The following is a 20,537-nucleotide window of genomic DNA, read 5'->3' as shown; positions in this document are numbered from 1 at the left end:
GACCCCAAACAAAAGCACAGGGCACTGGAGCTAGACACATAAAAAAAGGAAAGCAAACTAAATTAGTGTTGCTTTCCTTTCATTTTTACTGACGTTTACTATTCAATTGTGTGTTATTGATTTGTGTGTTATTAATCTAATATTGTTACGTTTACTGTTTTTACACCCCATGTATTTGCTTCACTTTTTGAACCAACATGGACATCAATTTCATTACCATTAATTCCACTGCCGACGTCTCCAGCTACAGCGCGGCCATAGCCTTCCACATAAACTTCAGATCCTAATGGAATTACATTTGGATCCACTGCAATGACTTTTGCATCTGGATTAGCATTTAAGTCAATTCCTGTTGACGTAACCCCTGAACATCCAGGGCAGTCTGCTGTATAAGCAGTAGCAGATACTGAAATTGTTTTGCCGTCTGGGCTGTCATTTTCTGCTTTTTCCGCACTATTTGAATCATCAGATTCAGTTTTCGGCTCTGCTTTTTTAGTTGTTTCTGTTTTTGGCTCTGCTTTTTGTGTTTCTTCAGATGCACTTGCTTTTTCTGCTTTAGCTGGCTGATTGTCTTGCTGTTGATCTATGTTTACACCATTAATTTTAAGCTCTTGACCAATAACTATAATATCGGAATCAAGATTATTCCATGACTTGATGTCATCAACTGCAACATCAAATTCATCTCCTATTCCGATTAATGTATCACCTTTTTCAACCTTATATGTTTCATTAATAAACAATTTTTGTTTTGGGTGAATTACTGTAGATTTTAATGCATTTATTTCAACTAGATCATCGACTGTAGTATTGTATTCATTTGCTATATCCCAGAGGCTGTCCCCTTTTTCTACTTGATACTCCTCAGCGGATACACTTGTCATTCCTGCGCCAGCAATAATGATACCTGTAGCAATAATCGCTACTAACTTCTTCATAGGTTGTTCCCTCCTCAAATTTCTGACATTGACTATCGTACCACAGGGGGATAAGCAATGCAGTTACAGAGAGGTTAAGAGTCTATTACAACAATTACCGCTAAGCCCAGGGAATATTACAATTATAATAGAATGATAACAAATACCTGCTATATTACAGTTTACTAGGTATAAAGGATGATAAAATGCAGTTTTTGTAGCTATATTTGCATAAATATCCGCAATCCCCTCGTAATCTTTCTGAAAAATATAAAACAGGTAATACTAATAAATATGTAAAAAGCCTTGCTATCTACGAGAATAGCAAGGCTTCTTCTATAATTTATATATATGGTACTCATTAGTTTGTTTGCAGTTCTTTTTTATACTGCTCGAATTCGGTTGGTGTACAACGCACCCAGTGTCTTGGTGCAACTTCCCTGAATTCCGGTTCTTCATCCGTGTTGTGTACCGTTGGATCATACTCAATTCGTTTACGGTTGCGCTCATATTCCGGGTCGGGTAACGGAATTGCAGACAATAATGATTTCGTATAAGGATGTAATGGGTTTCTGTACAATTCGTCACTGTCCGCAAGCTCTACCATATTTCCGAAATACATTACACCAATGCGGTCACTCAGATATTTCACCATTGATAAATCATGTGCGATAAATAGATAGGTTAACCCGTACTCCCGTTGCAATTTCTTCAACAGGTTTACTACTTGAGCCTGGATTGACACGTCAAGTGCTGATATAGGCTCATCCGCTATAATAAATTCCGGTTTAACAGCTAATGCACGTGCAATTCCAATCCGCTGACGCTGGCCGCCACTAAATTCATGCGGGAAACGAGTTGCGTGTTCTTTGTTTAGACCAACAGTCACAAGCAATTCCTCAACACGTTGCCTGCGTTCTTTTGCATCTTTAGCCAGGTTATGAACATCAATTCCCTCTGCAATAATATCCATAACAGTCATTCTTGGATTAAGTGACGATGATGGATCCTGAAAAATCATCTGCATTTTACGATTGAATTTCTTCATATCGGCTGTCGATTTCTTTCCATGTACATTTTCGCCTCTAAATTTAACTGTTCCATCAGTTGCTTCATATAAACGGATAATGGTTCTGCCAGTTGTTGATTTACCACAGCCCGACTCACCAACTAATCCAAATGTTTCACCTTTATATATATCAAAGTTTAGACCGTCAACAGCTTTGACGACACCTTTTCTGCCAATTTTAAAATGACGCTTTAAGTTACTAACTTCTAATAGTTTTTCAGCTGTCATGTAGTTCACCTTCCTTAACGCTTGGAGTCACACCAGTTGATGAAAAGCCCTGCATTCGTTTTTGTACTGATGCCGGCGGCTCAACCTTTGGAGCATTTTCATGCAGTAGCCATGTTGCAGCATAATGTGTATCAGATACCTTGAACATTGGCGGCTGCATTTCTTCATCAATTTTTAATGCGTATGCATTCCTTGGTGCAAATGCGTCACCTTTAGGTGGATCTGTCATATCTGGCGGGCTGCCTGGGATAGTAATCAAATCATCTGTATTATCATCCAGTGTAGGCATCGATCCTAAAAGCCCCCATGTATATGGATGTTTCGGATTATAAAAAATTTCTTCAGTTGTTCCAATTTCAACTATTCTTCCTGCATACATAACCGCTACCCGGTCTGCAACGTTTGCCACTACACCCAAGTCATGTGTAATGAAAACAATCGCACTGCTTGTTTCCCTTTGGATATCTTTCATTAATTCTAATATTTGTGCCTGAATCGTTACATCAAGTGCAGTTGTAGGTTCGTCCGCAATTAATAGCTTAGGATTACAAGCTAATGCTATCGCCACAACAACACGTTGTCGCATACCACCCGAAAATTGGTGTGGATATTGATGCAATCGTTTTTCTGCATTTGGAATACCAACAAGTTTCAATAACTCCACTGCACGTTCATTTGCATTTCTGCGATTCATTTTTTGGTGCTTCATTAATCCTTCCATAATCTGGTTGCCAATTTTCATTGTTGGGTTCAATGATGACATTGGGTCCTGGAAGATCATTGATATATCTTTTCCGCGAATTTTTTGCATTTCTTTTTCAGTTTTATTGACTAAATCGTCACCTTCGAACAAAATTGACCCTTCTTTTATAACACCCTGTGGTTTAGGAAGAAGGCGCATAATAGCTTTTGTTGTAACAGATTTACCTGAGCCTGACTCACCAACAATTGCTAATGTTTCCCCTTTATTTATATCAAAGGTTACACCGCGTACCGCCTGAACTTCGCCGCCAAAGGTGTTAAATGATACTTTTAGGTCATTCACTTCTAGTAATTTACTCATTTATAAACACCTTCCTTATTATTTGTGCATTCTTGGATCAAAAGCATCCCGCAATCCGTCAGCAACAATATTAAATGCAATCATGATGACAGAAATAATAATTGCTGGATATAACAGTAGGAACGGATAGATTCTAATATAATCAAACCCTGTGTTAATCAATGTTCCTAATGATGCTTCCGGTGGTACCAGCCCTAGACCGATAAAGCTTAAAAATGCTTCGAAAAATATCGCACTAGGAATCGTGAACATGGTATTAATGATAATGACACCACTTATATTCGGTAATAAGTGCCTAGTAATTATTTTCGAACTTTTTGTACCTAAAGTTCTCGATGCTAATACATATTCCATGTTTTTAATTTTCATTATCTCACCACGTACTATCCTGGCCATGCCAATCCATCCCGTTATGGTCAGGGCAATCGTAATCGAGAGAATACCCGGCTGCAGAATTATGATCATTAACAGAATAACAACCAGGTTTGGAATACCTACTAACACTTCCATAATACGCTGCAAAATATTATCCACTCGGCCGCCGGCATATCCAGAAATACCGCCGTAGGCTACACCAATAATAAGGTCAATAGCTGCTGCTAAAAACGCAATGTATAATGAAACACGTGTACCTTTCCAAAGACGTGTCCACTGATCCCGGCCCAGATTATCTGTGCCAAGCCAAAAATAGGTATCATCCATATCTTTTGCTTGATAAACATGGTAGGTAGCTTCCACCTCTGCAGAATCAGCAGTTCCATTACCCTTGTCTTTCACTTCAATATCAATAAATTCTTTCTTATTATCATAGCGCATATAAGCATCTTTGGTCGCTTCTTCTACATTTTCAGCTTCAAAGCTGCTGCTTAATGTTCCATCAAAACCTAACCAGCCTATGCCATCCAAGGCTTTAATTCGAGGTGGCATGGTTCCTCGTGTAACATCCTGATCATTATAGCCATATTCATTCATACCAGGCCCAAAGGCACTCATAATTCCAATAATGATCAAAATTAATACTGAAACAATTGCAAGTTTGTTTTTTAAAAATGTTCGAGTCGCATCTTGTAAAAAGGTTCTACTGGGTTTTGCTATTTTCTCACCTGCATCATCATTTTGCTCGAGGGGTTCGAAAAGCTCTTTTGGTAGTTTATTCTGGTCCATCTTTAACTCTCCCCTCCTGTAATTCTGATTCTAGGATCAATTAGTCCATATAATAAGTCGACTACTAGAATAATAACAACAAATAAAAAGGCAAATAATAATGTTGTTCCCATAATGGTAGGATAGTCGTTAACCATAACAGATGATACGAACTGGTCCCCAAGCCCTGGTATCGCAAATATTTGTTCAATTACAAGTGTACCAGTCATTAAGCTTACTGCCATTGGTCCAATTATCGTAACAAGTGGTATTAATGCGTTACGAAGTCCGTGCTTGAAAATAATTCCTGTTTCTCGTACACCCTTTGCTCGTGCAGTAAGGATGAAATCTGATCCTAACACCTCAAGCATTTCCGTTCGAGTAAAACGCGCGGCTGTAGCCAGTGGGAAAATCATTAATGCAATGGTCGGTAATACCGAATATTCGAATCCTTCCCATAGCGCAACAGGAAACCAGCCTAACTTAACTGCAAGTCCCCACTGTAATAGTCCAGCAAATACGAAGGATGGAATGGATGTACCGAGTACAGCCAGAATCGTGGAACCATAGTCGAGAAAACCGTTATGGAAAACTGAGGCAACTAAACCGAGAAGAATCCCTAATATAGTACCTACTAACATAGCCTGAAAACCAATTTGTATTGAAGGTCCAATCCTGTCCGTAATAATGTCTGTAACAGGTGTATTCGAGAATGCAAAGGAAATACCTAAATCACCTTGCACAAGCCCACCCATATATTTCAGATATTGAATTGGAACTGGATCATCAAGCCCATACTTAGCTAGTACAACTGCAGCTTGTTCTTCTGAAAGTTTGTTTTCAGCATTTAGCGGACTCCCTGGTAATAGTTTCATAAGGAAGAACGAAATTGTAGCAATTAAAAATAATGTGATCGCCATATACATGATACGTTTTAGTAAATATCGCGTCATACTTGCACCTCCTAAGAATTTTGTCGGTTCATGTTGTAAAAATTCGATTCTTTACAATTGTACGACTTTTTTATTGCATTGGAAAAGAGAGTATACGCCATCTCGGAATATACTCCCTTTACCCAACAAATTTAACCCAGCATATTCTTATGAATAGAAAGCCTGGTTATTCAGCTGCACCTACACTTGCCCACTTATAATCATAAGTAGCACCCATTGGGTTGTTAATAACACCTTGATATTGAGGTGAAATCAATTGTGCGCGAGCGCTTTGATACAATGGTGCAACAGCAGCATCTTCAGCCAAAATCTTCTCAGCTTCTAAGAATGCTTCATAACGTTTTACTGGTTCAAGAGCTAATTCATTTACAGTACTTTGAACTAGTTTGTCATATTCAGGATTAGAGTAACCCATCTTATTGTTTCCACCATCAGTCAACCATAGGTTCAACCAAGTGTATGGATCAAGATAGTCAGGACCCCATCCAGAGAATTGAATTTGATAGTCCATGTTTGTGTCTTTTTCAAGACGTTGTTCAAATGGAACTTGAACTAATGTAATGTCTAAACCTGGTAGGTTTGATTGCATTTGATTAGCAAGGTATTCGTTCATGATCTTCGTAGTTTCACCGTCGCCACCAAGGAACTCAAGTGATACTTTATCTTTACCAATTTCTTTTAACCCTTTTTCCCATAATTCTTTAGCTTTTTCTTTGTCATAAGTTACGAGATCCCCATTGATTTCGCGGAAGTCTTCACCAGTTTCAGGATGGAACGAGAAGTTAGCTGGTACGAAACCATTTGAAACAACGGAACCGTTATTGATAACCTCATCAACTAAAGCCTGCTTGTTGATAGACATGCTAAGTGCTTTACGGATATTTACGTTAGCAAGTGCATCTGAAGTTGTTTGGTTAAATTTCAAATAGAATAATGATGCCTCTGGTGTAATCGTAAAGTCATCGTGTGATGAATATTTATCCACTAGGTCAGAGGAAATACCTGCACGGTGTACTTTACCTTTTTCATATAAATCCACGCCAACTTGTGGGTCTTTAACAACATTAAATGTTAATTTATTTAAGTTTACAGCTTCGGCATCCCAGTACTTATCATTTTTCACTAAGTTCCAAGATGTTGAAGTGCTCTTCCAATCTTTAATAACGAATGGGCCGTTGGATAATAATGTATCAGAGCTTGTTGCATATTTATCGCCCTGTGCTTCAACAAACTTTTGATTTAATGGATAAAAGGTTCCAAAAGCTGTTAATGATTCAAAATATGGTGTTGGTTTTTCAAGCGTAACAACTAGTGTATAGTCGTCTTTAGCTTTAACACCCAACTTTTCAACAGGCATTTCACCTTCGTTTACTTTAGTAGCGTTTTTGATTACGCCACCCATCATGTATGGGCCATACTCAGATCCAGTTTTAGGATCTACCGCACGTTGCCATGCATAAACAAAGTCATTTGCTGTCACTGGATCCCCGTTTGACCATTTAGCATCTTCACGAAGATTAAATGTCCAAGTTAGTCCGTCATCACTAACTGTGTGGTCTTTAGCAATACCTGGAGTCATTTTGGCGTCTTCCCCAAGACGATATAGTCCCTCCATTGTATTTCCTAGATAAATGAAAGCGATCTCATCGGTAGCCATTGACACGTCCATTGTAGGTATGGTGTCACTTTCCAATAGATTAAGTACTTGTTCTACATCTTCCCCTTCAGCTGCGGCTTTTTCTTCAGTGCCTTTGTCTGAATCGCCACCTGAATCTTTGCTGCTCTCGTCTCCACTTGAGCACGCGACCATGAATACACTTAGCAAAAGACCTAACGCCAAGAGTAATGAAAATTTGGACAATTTCATGGTATGTTGACCTCCCCTTTTTTATGTTTTCCAAGTGCTTGTGCAGATAATTTATCTACAATTAGCATTATACAATTTTTCAAACTATTTTGCATTACTTTTTTTAAGATTTTTTTGCAAAAGTCTACTAGAGTAACATTTCAATTACAAAAGATAGGTCTTTTTACCTATACTATTTTACTTATTTTTTACAAAATTCGGTTGATACACCATTAATCTTAGATATTTTTTGTTCGTTATATAGTTCTAATATTATAATACTTTTATCTTTGCTATAATGGGAGATATTCTATATCAGAGGGTGTACAAGTATGGTTTACATAAAAAATAAATGGATATTCTTACTGTTTAATGTTTTTATAGGCTTTGTCATATTATTATTATCCACTTCTCCTATTAATCTGCGGTTTTTTATTGACTCATTATTTTACGTTACCATTGTATATATAATCCTAATGCTACTTTTATTTATCATAAGGGGGCGCTTCTTTGATGGGATTATCTGGAGCTTCAGAAGATTCGGCTCAATCATGTCTAAAAATCGCGATTATCTTGAGGAAGCGGAGGGCTCTCCAAAGTTGTCTGAACGTATTAATTTACCTTTTTACCGGTTTATTGCATTTCAGACGTTTGCCTTGTTAATAATTCTTGTTCTGCTGCTTATTCTTTATTATATGTAGAGATTTTAAATAAAGAGGCAGGGACAAAACTAAAATGTTCAACTCAAAAGACGAACGATCAAGGGGTGGAAGTTTAGAACGTTTTTTTCAACTATCGGATCTTAATAAGCAGTTTACATAAACTTCTGTGACGAAACTAACTATCATGTTCGGTGCCTTGTCACCGCTGCGGAAAAACACTGCGCTTTCCGTGGGGAGCTGATGAGCCTCCTCGAGCTTACGCTGAGGCCACTGAAAAAGGTAAATGTAGTACAAAATAGGTGGATCTATGATAGCATCTTGAATATACTGCGCTTTCCGCGGGCGAGTGACGAGTCTCCTTGCCCCGGCAAGGGGTAGCCGACGTTGCCCGCAAAGGGCGGTTTTAGTCGGGCTTCATTAACTGCCGTCCTCCGGGGTCTCGTCGATCTCTCACTTCCCGCAGGACAAGGAAAACTTCCCTGAATAGGCATCGCACGAAGAAAAAGTGCATTTCTTTTTCGAGGAGTCTCCGTATATTCAAGATGCTAAGTTAAGGTGAATAGCTAAATTTATCAAATCCACCACTTTTTCAGTGCCTTCCTTACGCTCTCCGGGGTCTCATCTAGGCTTCTGCTCCCACAGGACAAGGAATGCTTCCCCGAATAAGCATCGCACGAAGAAAAAGTGCTTTTCTTTTTCGAGGAGTCTCCGTGTTTTTCCTCCGCTAATATGTCATTAGACAAAACAGTATTATATAGCAAGTCCACTATTACGTGATGTCTTACGCTCCGGACTGTTGACTCCTGCTTAGAACAGCGCGAGCTGAAGACCCCGCGGAGTGGTTAAATAATGAAGCCGTGCCCTAAGGTGCGCAACGGTCCGCTGCGGAAAACAATCCAGCGCATACTTTTTAGCTTTAAGTTTACAAAAACAGACAAGAAAAATCCGAACTACTTCAAATTCTAATCAAAGAATTGAATCATAGTTCGGATTTCTCTGGCTAAAACACTTTTGTCCCAGCCTCTTTGTTTATTTTACTGCTTGAACACTTGCCCATTTATAATCGTATGCTGAGCCCATTGGATTTCTAATAACACCTTGTATTTTAGGTGAAATTAATTGGGCGCGGGCCCTTTGATATAATGGAACGACCACAGCATCTTCGGCCAGAATCTTTTCAGCTTCTAGGAAAGCTTCAAAACGTTTAACTGGTTTTAGTGCTAGTTCATTTGCCGTACTTTGAATTAATTTGTCATATTTCTTATTAGAGTAGCCCATCTTGTTATTTTGACCGTCTGTCAGCCATAAGTTCAGAAATGTATATGGATCAAGGAAATCAGGAAGCCAACCATTGTACTGAATGTCGTAATTCATACTTGAATCTAACTCAAGCTTTTGTTCGAATGGAACTTGTTTCAGCGTAATAGTTAGACCTGGAAGAGTGCTTTCCATTTGATTTGCAAGAAATTCGTTCATGAGCTTTGTGGTTGCACCATCCTGCCCCAGAAACTCAAGTTCCACTTTATCTTTGCCAATTTCCTTTAGGCCCTTTTCCCATAATGCTTTTGCTTTTTCTGGGTCATATGTTACCAAGTCACCATTAATTTCCCGGAACCCTTCACCAGTTTCAGGATGTTTACTGAAATTTTTAGGGACAAAGCCATTTGCAACAACAGATCCATCATTTAGAATTTCATCAACCAGAGCTTGCTTGTTAATTGATTTGCTAATCGCTTTACGGATGTTCACATTAGCTAGCGCGTCTGAAGTTGTCTGGTTCAGTTTCAACCAGAATAAGGTTGGTTCAAGAGTCGTCGTATAGTCATCGTTAGTTGCATATTTGTCGACCAGATCTGAAGAGACGCCTGCACGGTCTACTTCACCTTTTTCATATAAATCTACACCGACCTGTGGATCTTTAACGACATCAAACGTCAGTTTTTCTAATTGAACCGTTTCTGCATCCCAGTAATCCGGATTCTTTTCTAAATTCCAATTAGTTGACGTGCTCTTCCAATCCGTTAATAGGAAGGGGCCGTTAGAAAGTAGCGTATCGGAGCTTGTTGCAAATTCATCACCTTGTTCTTCAACAAATTCCTGGTTTAACGGAAAAAATGTACTGAACGCTGTCAGCGATTCAAAATATGGTGTAGGTTTTTCCAGCGTTACAACGAATGTATAGTCTCCATCGGCTTTTACCCCTAACTTTTTAAGTGGCATTTCACCTTTACTAATTGCTGTTGCATTTTTGACTACACCGCCCATCATATATGGCCCATATTCCGACCCAACGTCAGGGTCAACTGCACGCCTCCACGCGTAAACGAAGTCATGCGCTGTTACCGGATCTCCGTTTGACCACTTTGCATCCTCACGAAGGTTAAACGTCCAAACTGTACCATCCTCACTTACTTTATGGTCCTTCGCAATACCAGGAGTAACTTCCACATTTTCTCCCAGACGATAAAGACCTTCCATTGTATTTCCAATATAAACGGCAGAAAGTGCGTCCGTAGATAATGTTAGATCCATTGTCGGGATTGTATCACTCTCCAATAAATGAAGTGTTTGCTTCACATCTCCACCTGTTTCTGAATTGGCATCTTCACCTGTTTCATCATTTGATTTCGTACTGCTCTTGTCACTTGAACATGCAACCGTGAATACACTTAGCAGGATCCCCAATGACAAGAGCAATAATAATTTTGATAACTTCATAATTTCCCCCTTATAAATATCTTATCTGTGATTAGAATTATACGACTCTTCTAACTATTTTTCATTACCTTTTTATATCACTTTTGGTAAAAACCCTGCTAGTGTAACGTTCACGTTACAAAAATAGACCTTTCCTCCTATACCTTAGAAAATCTTGGCTTGTCGCCAAGAACTAATGGCGAAAGCCTTAGATTTTTTTATACTTTATACCGATAAAGAATTATACTTTCTTAAAGTGTAAAAAACCCCAACGCTCGTTAAAAGCCTAGGGGGTTTACTTGTTATCAATTTTTACTATATTTAGCAACAAATAAGCCTGCCGCCACCACAAATACTGATAGGATGCCAGCCGTGATAAACAGATGGTTAAATCCTGTTTCCATTACAGCTGTAACCGATGTTTCCAGCTTTTCCACAAGCATATCATCATGAACTTGGTTAATTTTAGTCTGGATATCTCCATAATTTAGTTCACTTTGTGAATCGAAATTGATTATTCCAGCGCCAAACTTTTCCACGATAGTGGGCTTTATGTTTGTAAGGCTTCCGGTAATATATCCTGCATAGATTGTTGGAAATAATGTTAAACCAATTTGCCGGATTAATGATAATGTTCCAAGCGCGGAACCTTGTTCTCCGCTTTTGGCACTTTCACCAACCAGCACATTTAATGGTGCCCCTAATAATATTCCAAGACCAATTCCAGCAAGCACACTGGCAATAATGAATGTCCAAACACCCGAAACCCAAAGCGGGAACATGAAAAAGCCGATAATTCCGATAACACCAGATATAATAACTGTTTGCGCAGCACTGCGTTTGTCTGTCAAATACCCACCAAGCCCCGCGCCAATTCCTGAAGCCAATGCGAGTGGGGTCAACCAATAACCGGCATTTTCAACCGGTACCTGCAGCACTTGCTGAACGTACGCCGGAATGAAAATAATCCCCGCAAGAAATCCTCCCGACAGAAGACCCAGCAACAATGTTAGTTGAAACAATTTCTTCTCCAACAAAGAAAATGCAAGAATCGGGTCTCCACCACGCGCCTCAACCCGCTTCTCGTGAACTAACAATATAATAAATAAGGCAAATCCCAAAATAATATAGGGGAGGACATCTATTTGAAGCAAGCTTTCTTTAAATGATTGACTATCTAATCTGGTAATGCCAAGCATGAGTGAAAGAATAGCACCTGCAAGCAAAACACTTCCCGTAAAATCGAGTTTATTAGATTCGCCTGGGTATGATTCATCAATTTTAATTACCCCGCCGATAATAAGGAATAAGGCGATGGGCAGATTAATCAGAAACAACCAATGCCAGGAACCGGTAATATCCAAAATAACTGCACCAAGATTCGGTCCAATTACTGCGGCTATCCCATTCATACCACCTAGCAGTCCGAGCGCACGCCCTTGCTTCTCCTTTGGCAATGTTGCCAGGATATGCGAGCTTCCAATAATAAATATTCCCCCGCCGCCAATTGACTGAATCACTCGAGCAATGAGTAAAAAGGTAAATGTTGGGCTTAAAGCAACCAATAAGGAACCGATTGCAAATAACGTTATTTCTATGATAAAGAGACGTTTGCGGCCGTATCTGTCTGAAAGCTTGCCGACAATTGGTACACTTACCGCAATTCCAAGCGTGTATAGCGTGATGCTCCATGTACCCCACGATGGAGAAACATTAAACGAGTCATTAATAGTTGTTAATGCCGTACTAATGATTCCATTATCCAACCCAGCCATGAATACGCCAATCGTAAATAACGTAATAGCCCATTTCTGTGATTGGTTGGTTTGATTAATCATTTACTCACCTCTGTATGTAATAGGGCCAATCCAGGAATTGCCCTATTTTACATTATAAGAAAGTTAAATCTTTATCTGTATAAAGTATTAGTTCTTGGCGACAAGCCAAGCTTTTCTAATCTCCGCTATCAGTTAAACAGTCCTTTAAAAAAGTTACTTAATGCTTGGAAGAATTCACTGAAAAAGTTTGCTACCTTGGTCCAAAACCCTTCATCTAAGCCTAGTTCATCCGCTTTATCTTTAATGGTAGTTGTTAAGTCTTCTAGTTGATTTTTTACTTTATCAAAGTCAATATTTAAGTCGCGCATCTTATTAAACAAGTCTACAAGCATTTGACGGTCTGCATCACTTAACGAGATATTTAATTTGCTCAATCGATCTTCAATAATTTTTTCTACTTCTTCCTTTGTTGCAGGATTTTGTTCGGCGATATCTTTTTTAATTTCAGTTAAGAGCTCACTTACTTTTTCCTGGCTTAGTCCATCTTTTTTGGCTAAATCAGTAGCGACACCAAGTTCCTCATTGGCAAGCTCCATTCGCTCCTTATCTAAGTCGGCACCTTGTACATCATATGCCTTATAAATTCCAGTCAACGCTGAATGCCCACTTACCTTCACGGGTGATGCAACATCAACTGTCGCATTTTCCACACCTGCCGTCAGCAATGCATTAGCATACATCTCACTTGTAACCTCGGTTATGTTGTCAGGTGTTTCAATATTAATTGTCAGGCCCTTGCCTTCCTCCTGACGGGTAATCTTGGCCGAGGAAAACATCCGTGCATCAGGATTGCCGTTAATATATATGGCTGCATCCTCACCCGTTATTGTATATTCCTCTACAGTATCATCATCTTTTACATTTAAAATTTTACGGACCTCATCTTTTTGTGCATCCGATAAATTTGCACCTAACACAAGAATTGGGACACCTAACTTTTCATTAATACTTGTTGAAGCAAAAGTCGGCTGGGTAATGCCTATTGTGAAGGTGATTATTAGTAACATCATAACTGTTGTTGTAATGAATTTCTTCATATTAATGTGTCGCTCCTTTTTCTCAGTGACGTCCAAAAACAGACGTTTAAGCTTTTCCATTATTTTACCACAATCATCCTATTTTTGAACCTGAGCATTTAGCTTTCATTTTACTTCGTATTTATATATATTTAGGGTATCGAAATATATTGTTGAAGGAAGGGATTTGTCATCATAGATCAAAATCCTATTGTTAAACGAAACCTATTCATCATGTGGTTCGCCAACTTTTTCATTGCGGCAAGTATGACCATGATCCTGCCGTTTATTTCTTTATATATAGAGACGTTTGGAACTTTCTCTGATTCCTATGTACAAAGCTGGTCTGGCTGGATCTTTGGTATTACATTCGTCTCCGCGTTTATTTTCTCGCCAATGTGGGGCAGATTTGGTGATAAATATGGACGTAAAAAGATTCTTATTATTTCCGGCCTTGGTCTAGGGCTATCAGTATTACTAATGGGGTTTGCCACTTCCGTATGGCAGCTTTTTTTATTGCGTTTATTCATGGGTATCTTTACCGGGTTCATCCCAACCTCCCAGGCAATGATCGCTACACAAACTCCAAAAAAAATAGCCGGAAGCGTACTTGGAACACTGCAAACTGGAAGCATCACTGGATCGCTTGCTGGTCCGTTGCTTGGCGGGGCTGTTGCTGACATATTTGGCTATGCAACCACGTTTAGATGGACATCAATTATGGTGTTCCTATCCGCGATCATTGTTATGTTTGGAATAAAAGAATTAAAAATGAGCTTTTCTGACGATGAGGAATATAAGCGTTATTCCAGTAAACAGGTTTTTCTGCATATCGTTCGCCATCCTGTTCTGCTCATTGTTATGTTAATCTCTATGCTTGTTCAAGTCGCACATTTTAGTATACAACCAATATTATCCTTATACGTTGCAGATATACATGGAACGGCCAGTATTGCACTTTTCTCAGGAATGGCCTTTTCTGCAGCTGGCCTGGGTAACTTACTGATGGCTAAACGCTGGGGCAGAATTGGCGACAGGATTGGTTATGTCAGGATCATGATTTTCCTATTATTCATGGCCGGTATTGTATATTTCCCTGGGGCGTTTGTTACAAACATCTGGCAGTTAATTGTTCTCCGCTTTTTACTTGGTATTTCAATCGGAGGGATCATTCCTGTTCGGATTGCGTATATCAGGCAGGAAGCGCCACTTTCGATGCAGGGTGAAGTTCTTGGGTATAATACAAGTTTACGCTTTCTAGGTAATGTATTAGGACCTGCACTTGGGGGAATGCTGGCTGGATTCTTTGGATTTTCCGCCGTGTTCTTCGTGACAAGTGGGTTGCTTGTATTAAGTGGTATTATTATGCTTGTTACTTGGTATCGACATGAATATGAGGGAAAATACCAGCATGCGTTTTCTTCTCATAGGAATTAATGAAAATCGTCAGCTGTTATGGTTGACGATTTTTTTCTAAACATAAACATTGAATTTGAAACTTATATGTGCTAAAACTAGTTGAGTCAGGATTAATATTGATACAGAAAGAAAGTGATAGCAATGGGTATCGTAATAATCGACGTCTGCGACGGAAATGCCATCACTACTATTAATATAGAAGAAATTCTTGAGAAAGAGTTTCCGGAAGTAGCCGTACTAATGAATGAATGCCTTTCGTTCTGCGGGTTATGCCGCGTTAAACCATATGCTTTAGTCAATGGAAAGCGTGTATTCGGAAATACACCCGAAGAATGTTTAGATAAAATAAGAGATGCCATAAGGAAAGAACTAGCTGTTTATCAGTAACAGCTGGTTTTTTTCTATTATTAGGGGCATACTCTATTTAAACTTTTTTCTAGATAACAAAGGAATTCTTTCACTATTTGTAGAACTATAGTATAAGCAAAAAATGAGGTGAATATTTATATGTATACGACAATTTACATTTATCGCGTCAAGCGGGAAAACGTTGAATCATTTCTCGATATTAATGAAAAAGCCAGTGAAATCTACCTGGCAAATGGGGCTTTAGAAGATAACACGTACCTTGCGGATGATATTTCCGGAGACCACGGTTGTTCTGGTTTAGTTGACCTGATTGACATTAAGGATAATGAAGTTGTCCTTTTTGGCCAAACCGTTTTTCGCAACAAATCACATTGTGAAGCTGTCATGAAGCTTGTTAATGATGACGAAGAAATAAATAAATTGTTCAATGATATGACAGAAATTATTGATCTATCAAAGGTCGTTACCGCATCATTTATAAAAGCAGTAAATTAAGAAGAACAGGCTATCCATTTTGACAGCCTGTTCCTTGCTCATAAACTCGCCTGATAAATTTTTTCTGAATCCTCTTTATTGAGTTTCATAAAGTTTCCGTATTCCGGTCGAACCACCACTGTTTTGTCGGCCATCTTGCTGACTGTACTTGCATCAATATCGTAATCAGCAAGTTTATCCGGTGCACCTATGCTATTCCAGAATTCGCGCAATCTAGCAATGCCCTCTTTCGCCACGTCTTGATCGGATTTTCCATTAGAATCAACATCAAACACGCGAATCGCCAGTTGTTTAAACCGATCAACATTTTCGTCCATGACATGGTTCATCCAGTGTGGAAATAAAATCGCAAGCCCTCCACCATGTGGAATATCATGAACCGCGGAAACTGCATGTTCTAAATTATGGGTTGCCCAGTCACCGTGATAGCCCATATTGAGCATATCATTTAATGCTAGGGTTCCACTTAACATGATGGTTTCACGATACTCATAATTTTCCAGATCACTTAACAATTTCGGCGCAGTTTCAATTACCGTCCGTAATATTCCTTCACAGAAACGATCTTGTATCGGTGTGTTGGAAGTGTGGTGGAAATAATGTTCCAATACATGCGACATAATATCAACCATTCCATAAACCGTCTGGTCACGCGGTACAGACATCGTATGCGCCGGATCCAGGATAGAAAATTTAGGGCTTGTGTAAGGAGAACCCCAGCCATGTTTCTCGTTCAATTCCCAGTTCGTAATAACAGAACCCCGATTCATTTCAGAACCTGTCGCCGCAATTGTTAGTACTGTCCCAAATGGTAACGCACCCGTTACCTCCGCTTTTTTGGTCACAATATCCCAAATATCAGCATCTGACTTCGCACCAGCAGCAATTGCCTTTGTACAATCGATTGTGCTTCCGCCGCCAACCGCTAGTAAAAACTCAATTCCTTCTTTTTTACAAATTTCAATTCCCCTGCGGGCCGTTGTCACGCGCGGGTTCGGTTCAACACCTGATAACTCATGAACCTCCGCACCGATTTCGTTCAGTTTTGCCATTACATTATCATAAACGCCATTACGTTTAATGCTTCCTCCGCCATATACGACGAGCACCTTTTTTCCATACGTTGGTACCTCAGTGGTTAATGCTTCTAACTGGCCTTTGCCAAAAATTAGTTTTGTCGGATTGTAATACGTAAAATTATTCAAGTTAGTCCAGCTCCCGTTCCTCTTTCGTGTATGCTATAACATCCATTTCCACCAGCACATCTTTTGGCAGGCGACTCACTTCAACGGTCGCACGTGCTGGATATGGCTTTTCCAAATATGAACCGTATATTTCATTCACTGTACTGAAATTGTTCATATCATGGATATAAATTGTAAATTTCGCAACCTGCGAAAAGTTCGTGTCGGCTTCCGCCAGAATGGACTTTAAATTGTCCATCACCTGTTTTGTTTGCGCTTCAATACCCTCTACTACTTCCCCTGAAGAAGGGTCAATTCCAATTTGACCAGAGACATATAGGAAGTCCCCCACTTTAATTGCCTGTGAATACGGTCCAATAGCTGCCGGAGCATTTTTACTATGTATTTCCTTTACCATAACTCATCTACCTCCTTGTTTCTTCTTATAATAAACCCTATTTATTTAAAATCGAAGTGACACGACCTGAAAAATTACTGTTCCTTTATTTTTTCACTCATCGAAAGAACATCCTGGACATAATAAATATCACCATAACACGCGTCCAATTCTCTGGCACCTTCGCGTAAGCATCTATATTTGGACTTGTTTGCAGCACCCTTATACATTTTCTTGGAAAAATTAATGGCCACTTCCTGTGTATACTTCCCCTTATTTTCTAATGCGTATTCAATAAATCCCCTGCCAAAATTATACGATTGGATGGCCAGCTCGATATCACCGTCTGCTGCCTTCACATTTTTCGAGAAATAATAGACCCCTTGTTTAATAGAAAGTTCCGGGTCTTTAATACAATTTCGCTCCCCGCAGTAACTTTCCGATGATTGCATAGGATCGCTACCACGTCCACCAGATTCCTGCATCATCATTGCTAACAGGATATCCACATGGTCTTCAACACCATATTTTATAGCATACTTTTCCACAACTGGCTTATATTGAATTACTTCATTACTAAGTACTTCCCTGTCCACCTTAAACTCTGGCTGTGCTAAAAGTGACACAATTACGAGTAAACCAACAATAGTAACGGTTAAAAACAAAGTATTACGAACTGCCTGTTTCGTTTTTCGTTTCATGCTGCCATCAATCCTCTGCGAACTTAATTAATATGCCTATTATACTATCATAGGTCACTTAAAGGGAACATTGCCATTCCTCCAAGTTATCCCCACCGGCTTGTATCGAACCGAGTCGTTTTTTGCCGTATTTTGTATTCGAATTTACGTTCTGCACAAAATATTGAGGTTATCCTCAGGATTATCCACAGGATGTGCATAAGTTTCGATGGATATCCACATTGAGCACTTCCACTTAATTCATTGCAAAAAGAACAACCCTCTCCGACCATAGCTAGAGAGGGTGTGGTTTTATAGTATTTTTCCCATGTAGATAACTTTTCATTTCCGAATTTACTATCATTCGTCAAATTCGAGCTTAAGCTGATTTGTTTCCTCTGAATCCTCGCCAACCAACGCAGCCAAAATCTTGGCAACTGGCTCCTCGTTTACAATTGCTCCTACACCCTGTCCTGCCCACAATGATTGGAATTCTGCAACAGCAAATTCCTTGGCTGCACTGCGAACATCCTTGGTAATTTCATTTTGAACTGGAAAAGGCAACAGGTCACAGTCGCTGCTTTCTACCTCTTTTATAAATTGGTTGATAATTGCCCGTGCTGGTCTTCCAGAAAAGGCCTTAGTAATAGTAGTATTGACAGCTGTCGATTTAATTAATGCCTGACGATATGCGTTATTCGTTCCAGCCTCTTTTGCTACTAGAAACTTAGTCCCAATCTGGACACCTGCTGCGCCCATCGCCAGGAGTGCATCGATTTGGCTTTTATCGGTAATACCACCTGCAGCAATAATCGGTACATCTAGGTTGAACAATAATTCCTGAACCAGGGAAAGTAGTCCAATATTGCATCCATTGGGGTGCTTATTCGTATGAAAAGTTCCCCGATGGCCACCCGCTTCAAATCCTTGTGCTACGATGACATCATATCCCGCTTCTACCAATTGTTTTGCCTCATCTAAATTGGTTGCCATTCCAATCAATGTGACGTTATTTTTCTTTAAGCGTTCAATTAATACTGATGACAGCACACCAAAGGCAGTACTGACAACCGGAATGCTTTCCTCAATAATGACATAGACCTTTTCCTGCAAATAATCATAAGTTTTCACTGACTGTTTCCCGTGTTCGATTTCAAGTGCATCTCGGTAAGGATCCAATAACTGCTGCATTGGTCCAATCTCACTTGAGAATGCCTCCAGGTTTGTTGCAAAAAGATTTACAGCAAATGGCTTATTTGTTAATTGTTTAATTTTCTTTATTTCCTCTCTTAATGCCGAAGCACTCATATAGCCAGCGCCAATAGTGCCTAGCGCACCAGCATTGGCTACTTCAGCCACTAATTCTGGCGTTGTTATCCCGCCAGCCATACCTGCTTGAATGACTGGTATATGCAAATCTATTGCTTCCAAATGCTTTCCCATATTTCACCCCTCCATCTTTACCTGTATTATACTAAACTACCACAAAACCAAACAATTTTAAGCATATATTTCATCTAAATTTCCAATACTTACCTATCCAAACGTGTCACAAAAATATCATATAGTTGTATAACCGGACACATAACGCGGTATTTGTCAACTTTCCTAATTTTCCTTCTTGACAATATTGAGAAAATTCCGTACTATAATAAGGGATTAACGCGCAGTGTCGTTAAATATTTCGTTAATTCGGATTTGTTGTAAGAGAAGGGGTTTTCCCTGATTTACTTAAATCACAATTTAATATGGAGGGGTGGATATAGTTATGGATTTCCAACTGATGGAGGCTACCATTCATGAACTGCTTAAAGACATAATCGATCATTTTTCTATCTATATCCAGACCAGTGACGGAGATATCTCGATAAATGCCTTTGAACCAAAACGGGCTGCCAGCACGATTAAACTTCCCATACTAATCGAAGCTTTTCGGCAAATAGAAGCTGGGAACCTTCAACCTGACACACTTGTTTATATTGAGACAGATATGAAAACAGGTGGTGCCGGTGTAATCGATTACTTAACTAACTCGAATGTTTACAGTTACAGAAATTTACTGGAACTTATGATTATTGTTTCAGACAATACAGCGGCGAACATAATACTTGACAAGATTGGTATGGATACTGTGAATGAACTTGCGGCCGCCATTGGCTGCAATCATACAATATTAAGCAGAAAGTTCATGCAACTAAAGGATCCTTCATTGGAGAACTATACAAGTGCTCAAGATATGGTCAAATTTCTACATCTTATGGAGGAAACAGACGATTTATTATCAGAAACAAGCAGAAATGAAATCAAACAAATTATGGGCCACCAACAAAACAATTGTAAAATAGCCCACTACATGAATCATGATGAATGCATTAAAGTCTATCATAAAACCGGGGAATTAACTGGCATTGAGCATGATGTGGCACTTTTAACATATCAGGAACAGAAGGTATATTTAGCACTTTTATCTGAGAACTGGCAGAACAATGGAACAGGACGAGACTACCTGGCAGCTATCGGTAAAATTGTACTTCAGTACCTAAGAAACTATGGAAAATAGA

18 protein-coding genes are annotated in these 20,537 nt (G+C 39.3%); 5 read left to right on the top strand and 13 right to left on the bottom strand.

Translation table 11 applies throughout. The features are described from left to right. Positions 1 to 131 precede the first annotated feature (131 nt). The 6 genes from CFK37_RS07370 to CFK37_RS07345 form a co-directional block, all read right to left on the bottom strand. Entirely contained in the window at positions 132 to 938 is an 807-nt protein-coding gene (locus CFK37_RS07370) for a 3D domain-containing protein (RefSeq protein WP_089061251.1), read from the bottom strand. A gap of 340 nt (positions 939 to 1,278) precedes the next feature. After that, the gene (locus tag CFK37_RS07365; RefSeq protein ID WP_089061250.1) at positions 1,279 to 2,214 is read right to left on the bottom strand and encodes an ABC transporter ATP-binding protein; all 936 of its coding nucleotides are present in this window, start codon (positions 2,212 to 2,214) and stop codon (positions 1,279 to 1,281) included. After that, positions 2,204 to 3,277 carry an ABC transporter ATP-binding protein gene (locus CFK37_RS07360; protein ID WP_089061249.1) on the bottom strand — a complete coding sequence of 358 codons (1,074 nt, stop codon included), beginning with the start codon at positions 3,275 to 3,277 and terminating at the stop codon, positions 2,204 to 2,206. The genes CFK37_RS07365 and CFK37_RS07360 overlap by 11 nt, the downstream gene beginning before the upstream one ends. 18 nt (positions 3,278 to 3,295) lie before the next feature. Next, positions 3,296 to 4,441 (bottom strand): oligopeptide ABC transporter permease, encoded by a 1,146-nt coding sequence (gene opp3C, locus CFK37_RS07355; protein WP_089061248.1) that lies wholly within the window; start codon positions 4,439 to 4,441, stop codon positions 3,296 to 3,298. Between the two features lie 2 nt (positions 4,442 to 4,443). Next, positions 4,444 to 5,373 (bottom strand): oligopeptide ABC transporter permease, encoded by a 930-nt coding sequence (opp3b, locus tag CFK37_RS07350; protein ID WP_089061247.1) that lies wholly within the window; start codon positions 5,371 to 5,373, stop codon positions 4,444 to 4,446. A 166-nt stretch (positions 5,374 to 5,539) separates the two neighbouring features. Beyond that, positions 5,540 to 7,240 (bottom strand): peptide ABC transporter substrate-binding protein, encoded by a 1,701-nt coding sequence (locus CFK37_RS07345; RefSeq protein ID WP_089061246.1) that lies wholly within the window; start codon positions 7,238 to 7,240, stop codon positions 5,540 to 5,542. A 311-nt stretch (positions 7,241 to 7,551) separates the two neighbouring features. On the opposite strand from CFK37_RS07345, the gene CFK37_RS07340 reads away from it, so the two are divergent. After that, complete coding sequence (locus tag CFK37_RS07340) at positions 7,552 to 7,920, top strand: DUF3899 domain-containing protein (protein ID WP_089061245.1); 369 nt, start codon at positions 7,552 to 7,554, stop codon at positions 7,918 to 7,920. 990 nt (positions 7,921 to 8,910) lie between these two features. Here the strand turns inward: CFK37_RS07340 and CFK37_RS07335 are convergent. The 3 genes from CFK37_RS07335 to CFK37_RS07325 all read right to left on the bottom strand — a co-directional run bounded on the left by CFK37_RS07335 (position 8,911) and on the right by CFK37_RS07325 (position 13,453). Further along, positions 8,911 to 10,599, bottom strand: a complete 1,689-nt coding sequence (locus tag CFK37_RS07335; protein WP_089061244.1) for a peptide ABC transporter substrate-binding protein — start codon at positions 10,597 to 10,599, stop codon at positions 8,911 to 8,913. A gap of 284 nt (positions 10,600 to 10,883) precedes the next feature. Continuing rightward, positions 10,884 to 12,416 (bottom strand): MFS transporter, encoded by a 1,533-nt coding sequence (locus CFK37_RS07330; RefSeq protein WP_089061243.1) that lies wholly within the window; start codon positions 12,414 to 12,416, stop codon positions 10,884 to 10,886. Between the two features lie 128 nt (positions 12,417 to 12,544). Beyond that, positions 12,545 to 13,453 carry a DUF1002 domain-containing protein gene (locus CFK37_RS07325; RefSeq protein WP_089063565.1) on the bottom strand — a complete coding sequence of 303 codons (909 nt, stop codon included), beginning with the start codon at positions 13,451 to 13,453 and terminating at the stop codon, positions 12,545 to 12,547. Positions 13,454 to 13,666: 213 nt separating this feature from the next. On the opposite strand from CFK37_RS07325, the gene CFK37_RS07320 reads away from it, so the two are divergent. The 3 genes from CFK37_RS07320 to CFK37_RS07310 all read left to right on the top strand — a co-directional run bounded on the left by CFK37_RS07320 (position 13,667) and on the right by CFK37_RS07310 (position 15,715). Beyond that, positions 13,667 to 14,869, top strand: a complete 1,203-nt coding sequence (locus tag CFK37_RS07320; protein WP_089061242.1) for an MFS transporter — start codon at positions 13,667 to 13,669, stop codon at positions 14,867 to 14,869. A 123-nt stretch (positions 14,870 to 14,992) separates the two neighbouring features. Continuing rightward, positions 14,993 to 15,238 carry a YuzB family protein gene (locus tag CFK37_RS07315; protein WP_089061241.1) on the top strand — a complete coding sequence of 82 codons (246 nt, stop codon included), beginning with the start codon at positions 14,993 to 14,995 and terminating at the stop codon, positions 15,236 to 15,238. 120 nt (positions 15,239 to 15,358) lie between these two features. Next, positions 15,359 to 15,715, top strand: a complete 357-nt coding sequence (locus CFK37_RS07310) for a DUF1428 family protein (RefSeq protein WP_089061240.1) — start codon at positions 15,359 to 15,361, stop codon at positions 15,713 to 15,715. Positions 15,716 to 15,753: 38 nt separating this feature from the next. Here the strand turns inward: CFK37_RS07310 and CFK37_RS07305 are convergent, their stop codons facing one another. The 4 genes from CFK37_RS07305 to CFK37_RS07290 all read right to left on the bottom strand — a co-directional run bounded on the left by CFK37_RS07305 (position 15,754) and on the right by CFK37_RS07290 (position 19,419). Further along, positions 15,754 to 16,920 (bottom strand): iron-containing alcohol dehydrogenase, encoded by a 1,167-nt coding sequence (locus CFK37_RS07305; RefSeq protein WP_089061239.1) that lies wholly within the window; start codon positions 16,918 to 16,920, stop codon positions 15,754 to 15,756. Position 16,921: 1 nt separating this feature from the next. After that, positions 16,922 to 17,317 (bottom strand): RidA family protein, encoded by a 396-nt coding sequence (locus tag CFK37_RS07300; RefSeq protein WP_089061238.1) that lies wholly within the window; start codon positions 17,315 to 17,317, stop codon positions 16,922 to 16,924. A 74-nt stretch (positions 17,318 to 17,391) separates the two neighbouring features. After that, positions 17,392 to 17,997 (bottom strand): lysozyme family protein, encoded by a 606-nt coding sequence (locus tag CFK37_RS07295; RefSeq protein ID WP_089061237.1) that lies wholly within the window; start codon positions 17,995 to 17,997, stop codon positions 17,392 to 17,394. Positions 17,998 to 18,336: 339 nt separating this feature from the next. Beyond that, positions 18,337 to 19,419: an NAD(P)H-dependent flavin oxidoreductase gene (locus CFK37_RS07290; protein ID WP_089061236.1), complete on the bottom strand. Its 1,083-nt coding sequence runs from the start codon at positions 19,417 to 19,419 to the stop codon at positions 18,337 to 18,339. 325 nt (positions 19,420 to 19,744) lie between these two features. Between CFK37_RS07290 and CFK37_RS07285 the strand changes: the two genes are divergently transcribed. Then, positions 19,745 to 20,536, top strand: coding sequence for a serine hydrolase (locus CFK37_RS07285; protein WP_089061235.1), 792 nt, complete (start codon positions 19,745 to 19,747; stop codon positions 20,534 to 20,536). The last annotated feature ends 1 nt before the right edge of the window (position 20,537 follow it).

Source organism: Virgibacillus phasianinus (assembly GCF_002216775.1).
Lineage (GTDB): Bacteria > Bacillota > Bacilli > Bacillales > Amphibacillaceae > Virgibacillus_F > Virgibacillus_F phasianinus.
Note: the sequence above shows the minus strand (reverse complement) of the source record. Positions and strands in the feature narration are given on the sequence as shown.

Excerpts from the sequence above, each read along its gene's own strand:
- CFK37_RS07370 (WP_089061251.1), bottom strand. The coding sequence starts at position 938 with ATGAAGAAGTTAGTAGCGATTATTGCTACAGGTATCATTATTGCTGGC.
- CFK37_RS07365 (WP_089061250.1), bottom strand. The coding sequence starts at position 2,214 with ATGACAGCTGAAAAACTATTAGAAGTTAGTAACTTAAAGCGTCATTTT.
- CFK37_RS07360 (WP_089061249.1), bottom strand. The coding sequence starts at position 3,277 with ATGAGTAAATTACTAGAAGTGAATGACCTAAAAGTATCATTTAACACC.
- opp3C (WP_089061248.1), bottom strand. The coding sequence starts at position 4,441 with ATGGACCAGAATAAACTACCAAAAGAGCTTTTCGAACCCCTCGAGCAA.
- opp3b (WP_089061247.1), bottom strand. The coding sequence starts at position 5,373 with ATGACGCGATATTTACTAAAACGTATCATGTATATGGCGATCACATTA.
- CFK37_RS07345 (WP_089061246.1), bottom strand. The coding sequence starts at position 7,240 with ATGAAATTGTCCAAATTTTCATTACTCTTGGCGTTAGGTCTTTTGCTA.
- CFK37_RS07340 (WP_089061245.1), top strand. The coding sequence starts at position 7,552 with ATGGTTTACATAAAAAATAAATGGATATTCTTACTGTTTAATGTTTTT.
- CFK37_RS07335 (WP_089061244.1), bottom strand. The coding sequence starts at position 10,599 with ATGAAGTTATCAAAATTATTATTGCTCTTGTCATTGGGGATCCTGCTA.
- CFK37_RS07330 (WP_089061243.1), bottom strand. The coding sequence starts at position 12,416 with ATGATTAATCAAACCAACCAATCACAGAAATGGGCTATTACGTTATTT.
- CFK37_RS07325 (WP_089063565.1), bottom strand. The coding sequence starts at position 13,453 with ATGAAGAAATTCATTACAACAACAGTTATGATGTTACTAATAATCACC.
- CFK37_RS07320 (WP_089061242.1), top strand. The coding sequence starts at position 13,667 with ATGTGGTTCGCCAACTTTTTCATTGCGGCAAGTATGACCATGATCCTG.
- CFK37_RS07315 (WP_089061241.1), top strand. The coding sequence starts at position 14,993 with ATGGGTATCGTAATAATCGACGTCTGCGACGGAAATGCCATCACTACT.
- CFK37_RS07310 (WP_089061240.1), top strand. The coding sequence starts at position 15,359 with ATGTATACGACAATTTACATTTATCGCGTCAAGCGGGAAAACGTTGAA.
- CFK37_RS07300 (WP_089061238.1), bottom strand. The coding sequence starts at position 17,317 with ATGGTAAAGGAAATACATAGTAAAAATGCTCCGGCAGCTATTGGACCG.
- CFK37_RS07295 (WP_089061237.1), bottom strand. The coding sequence starts at position 17,997 with ATGAAACGAAAAACGAAACAGGCAGTTCGTAATACTTTGTTTTTAACC.
- CFK37_RS07290 (WP_089061236.1), bottom strand. The coding sequence starts at position 19,419 with ATGGGAAAGCATTTGGAAGCAATAGATTTGCATATACCAGTCATTCAA.
- CFK37_RS07285 (WP_089061235.1), top strand. The coding sequence starts at position 19,745 with ATGGATTTCCAACTGATGGAGGCTACCATTCATGAACTGCTTAAAGAC.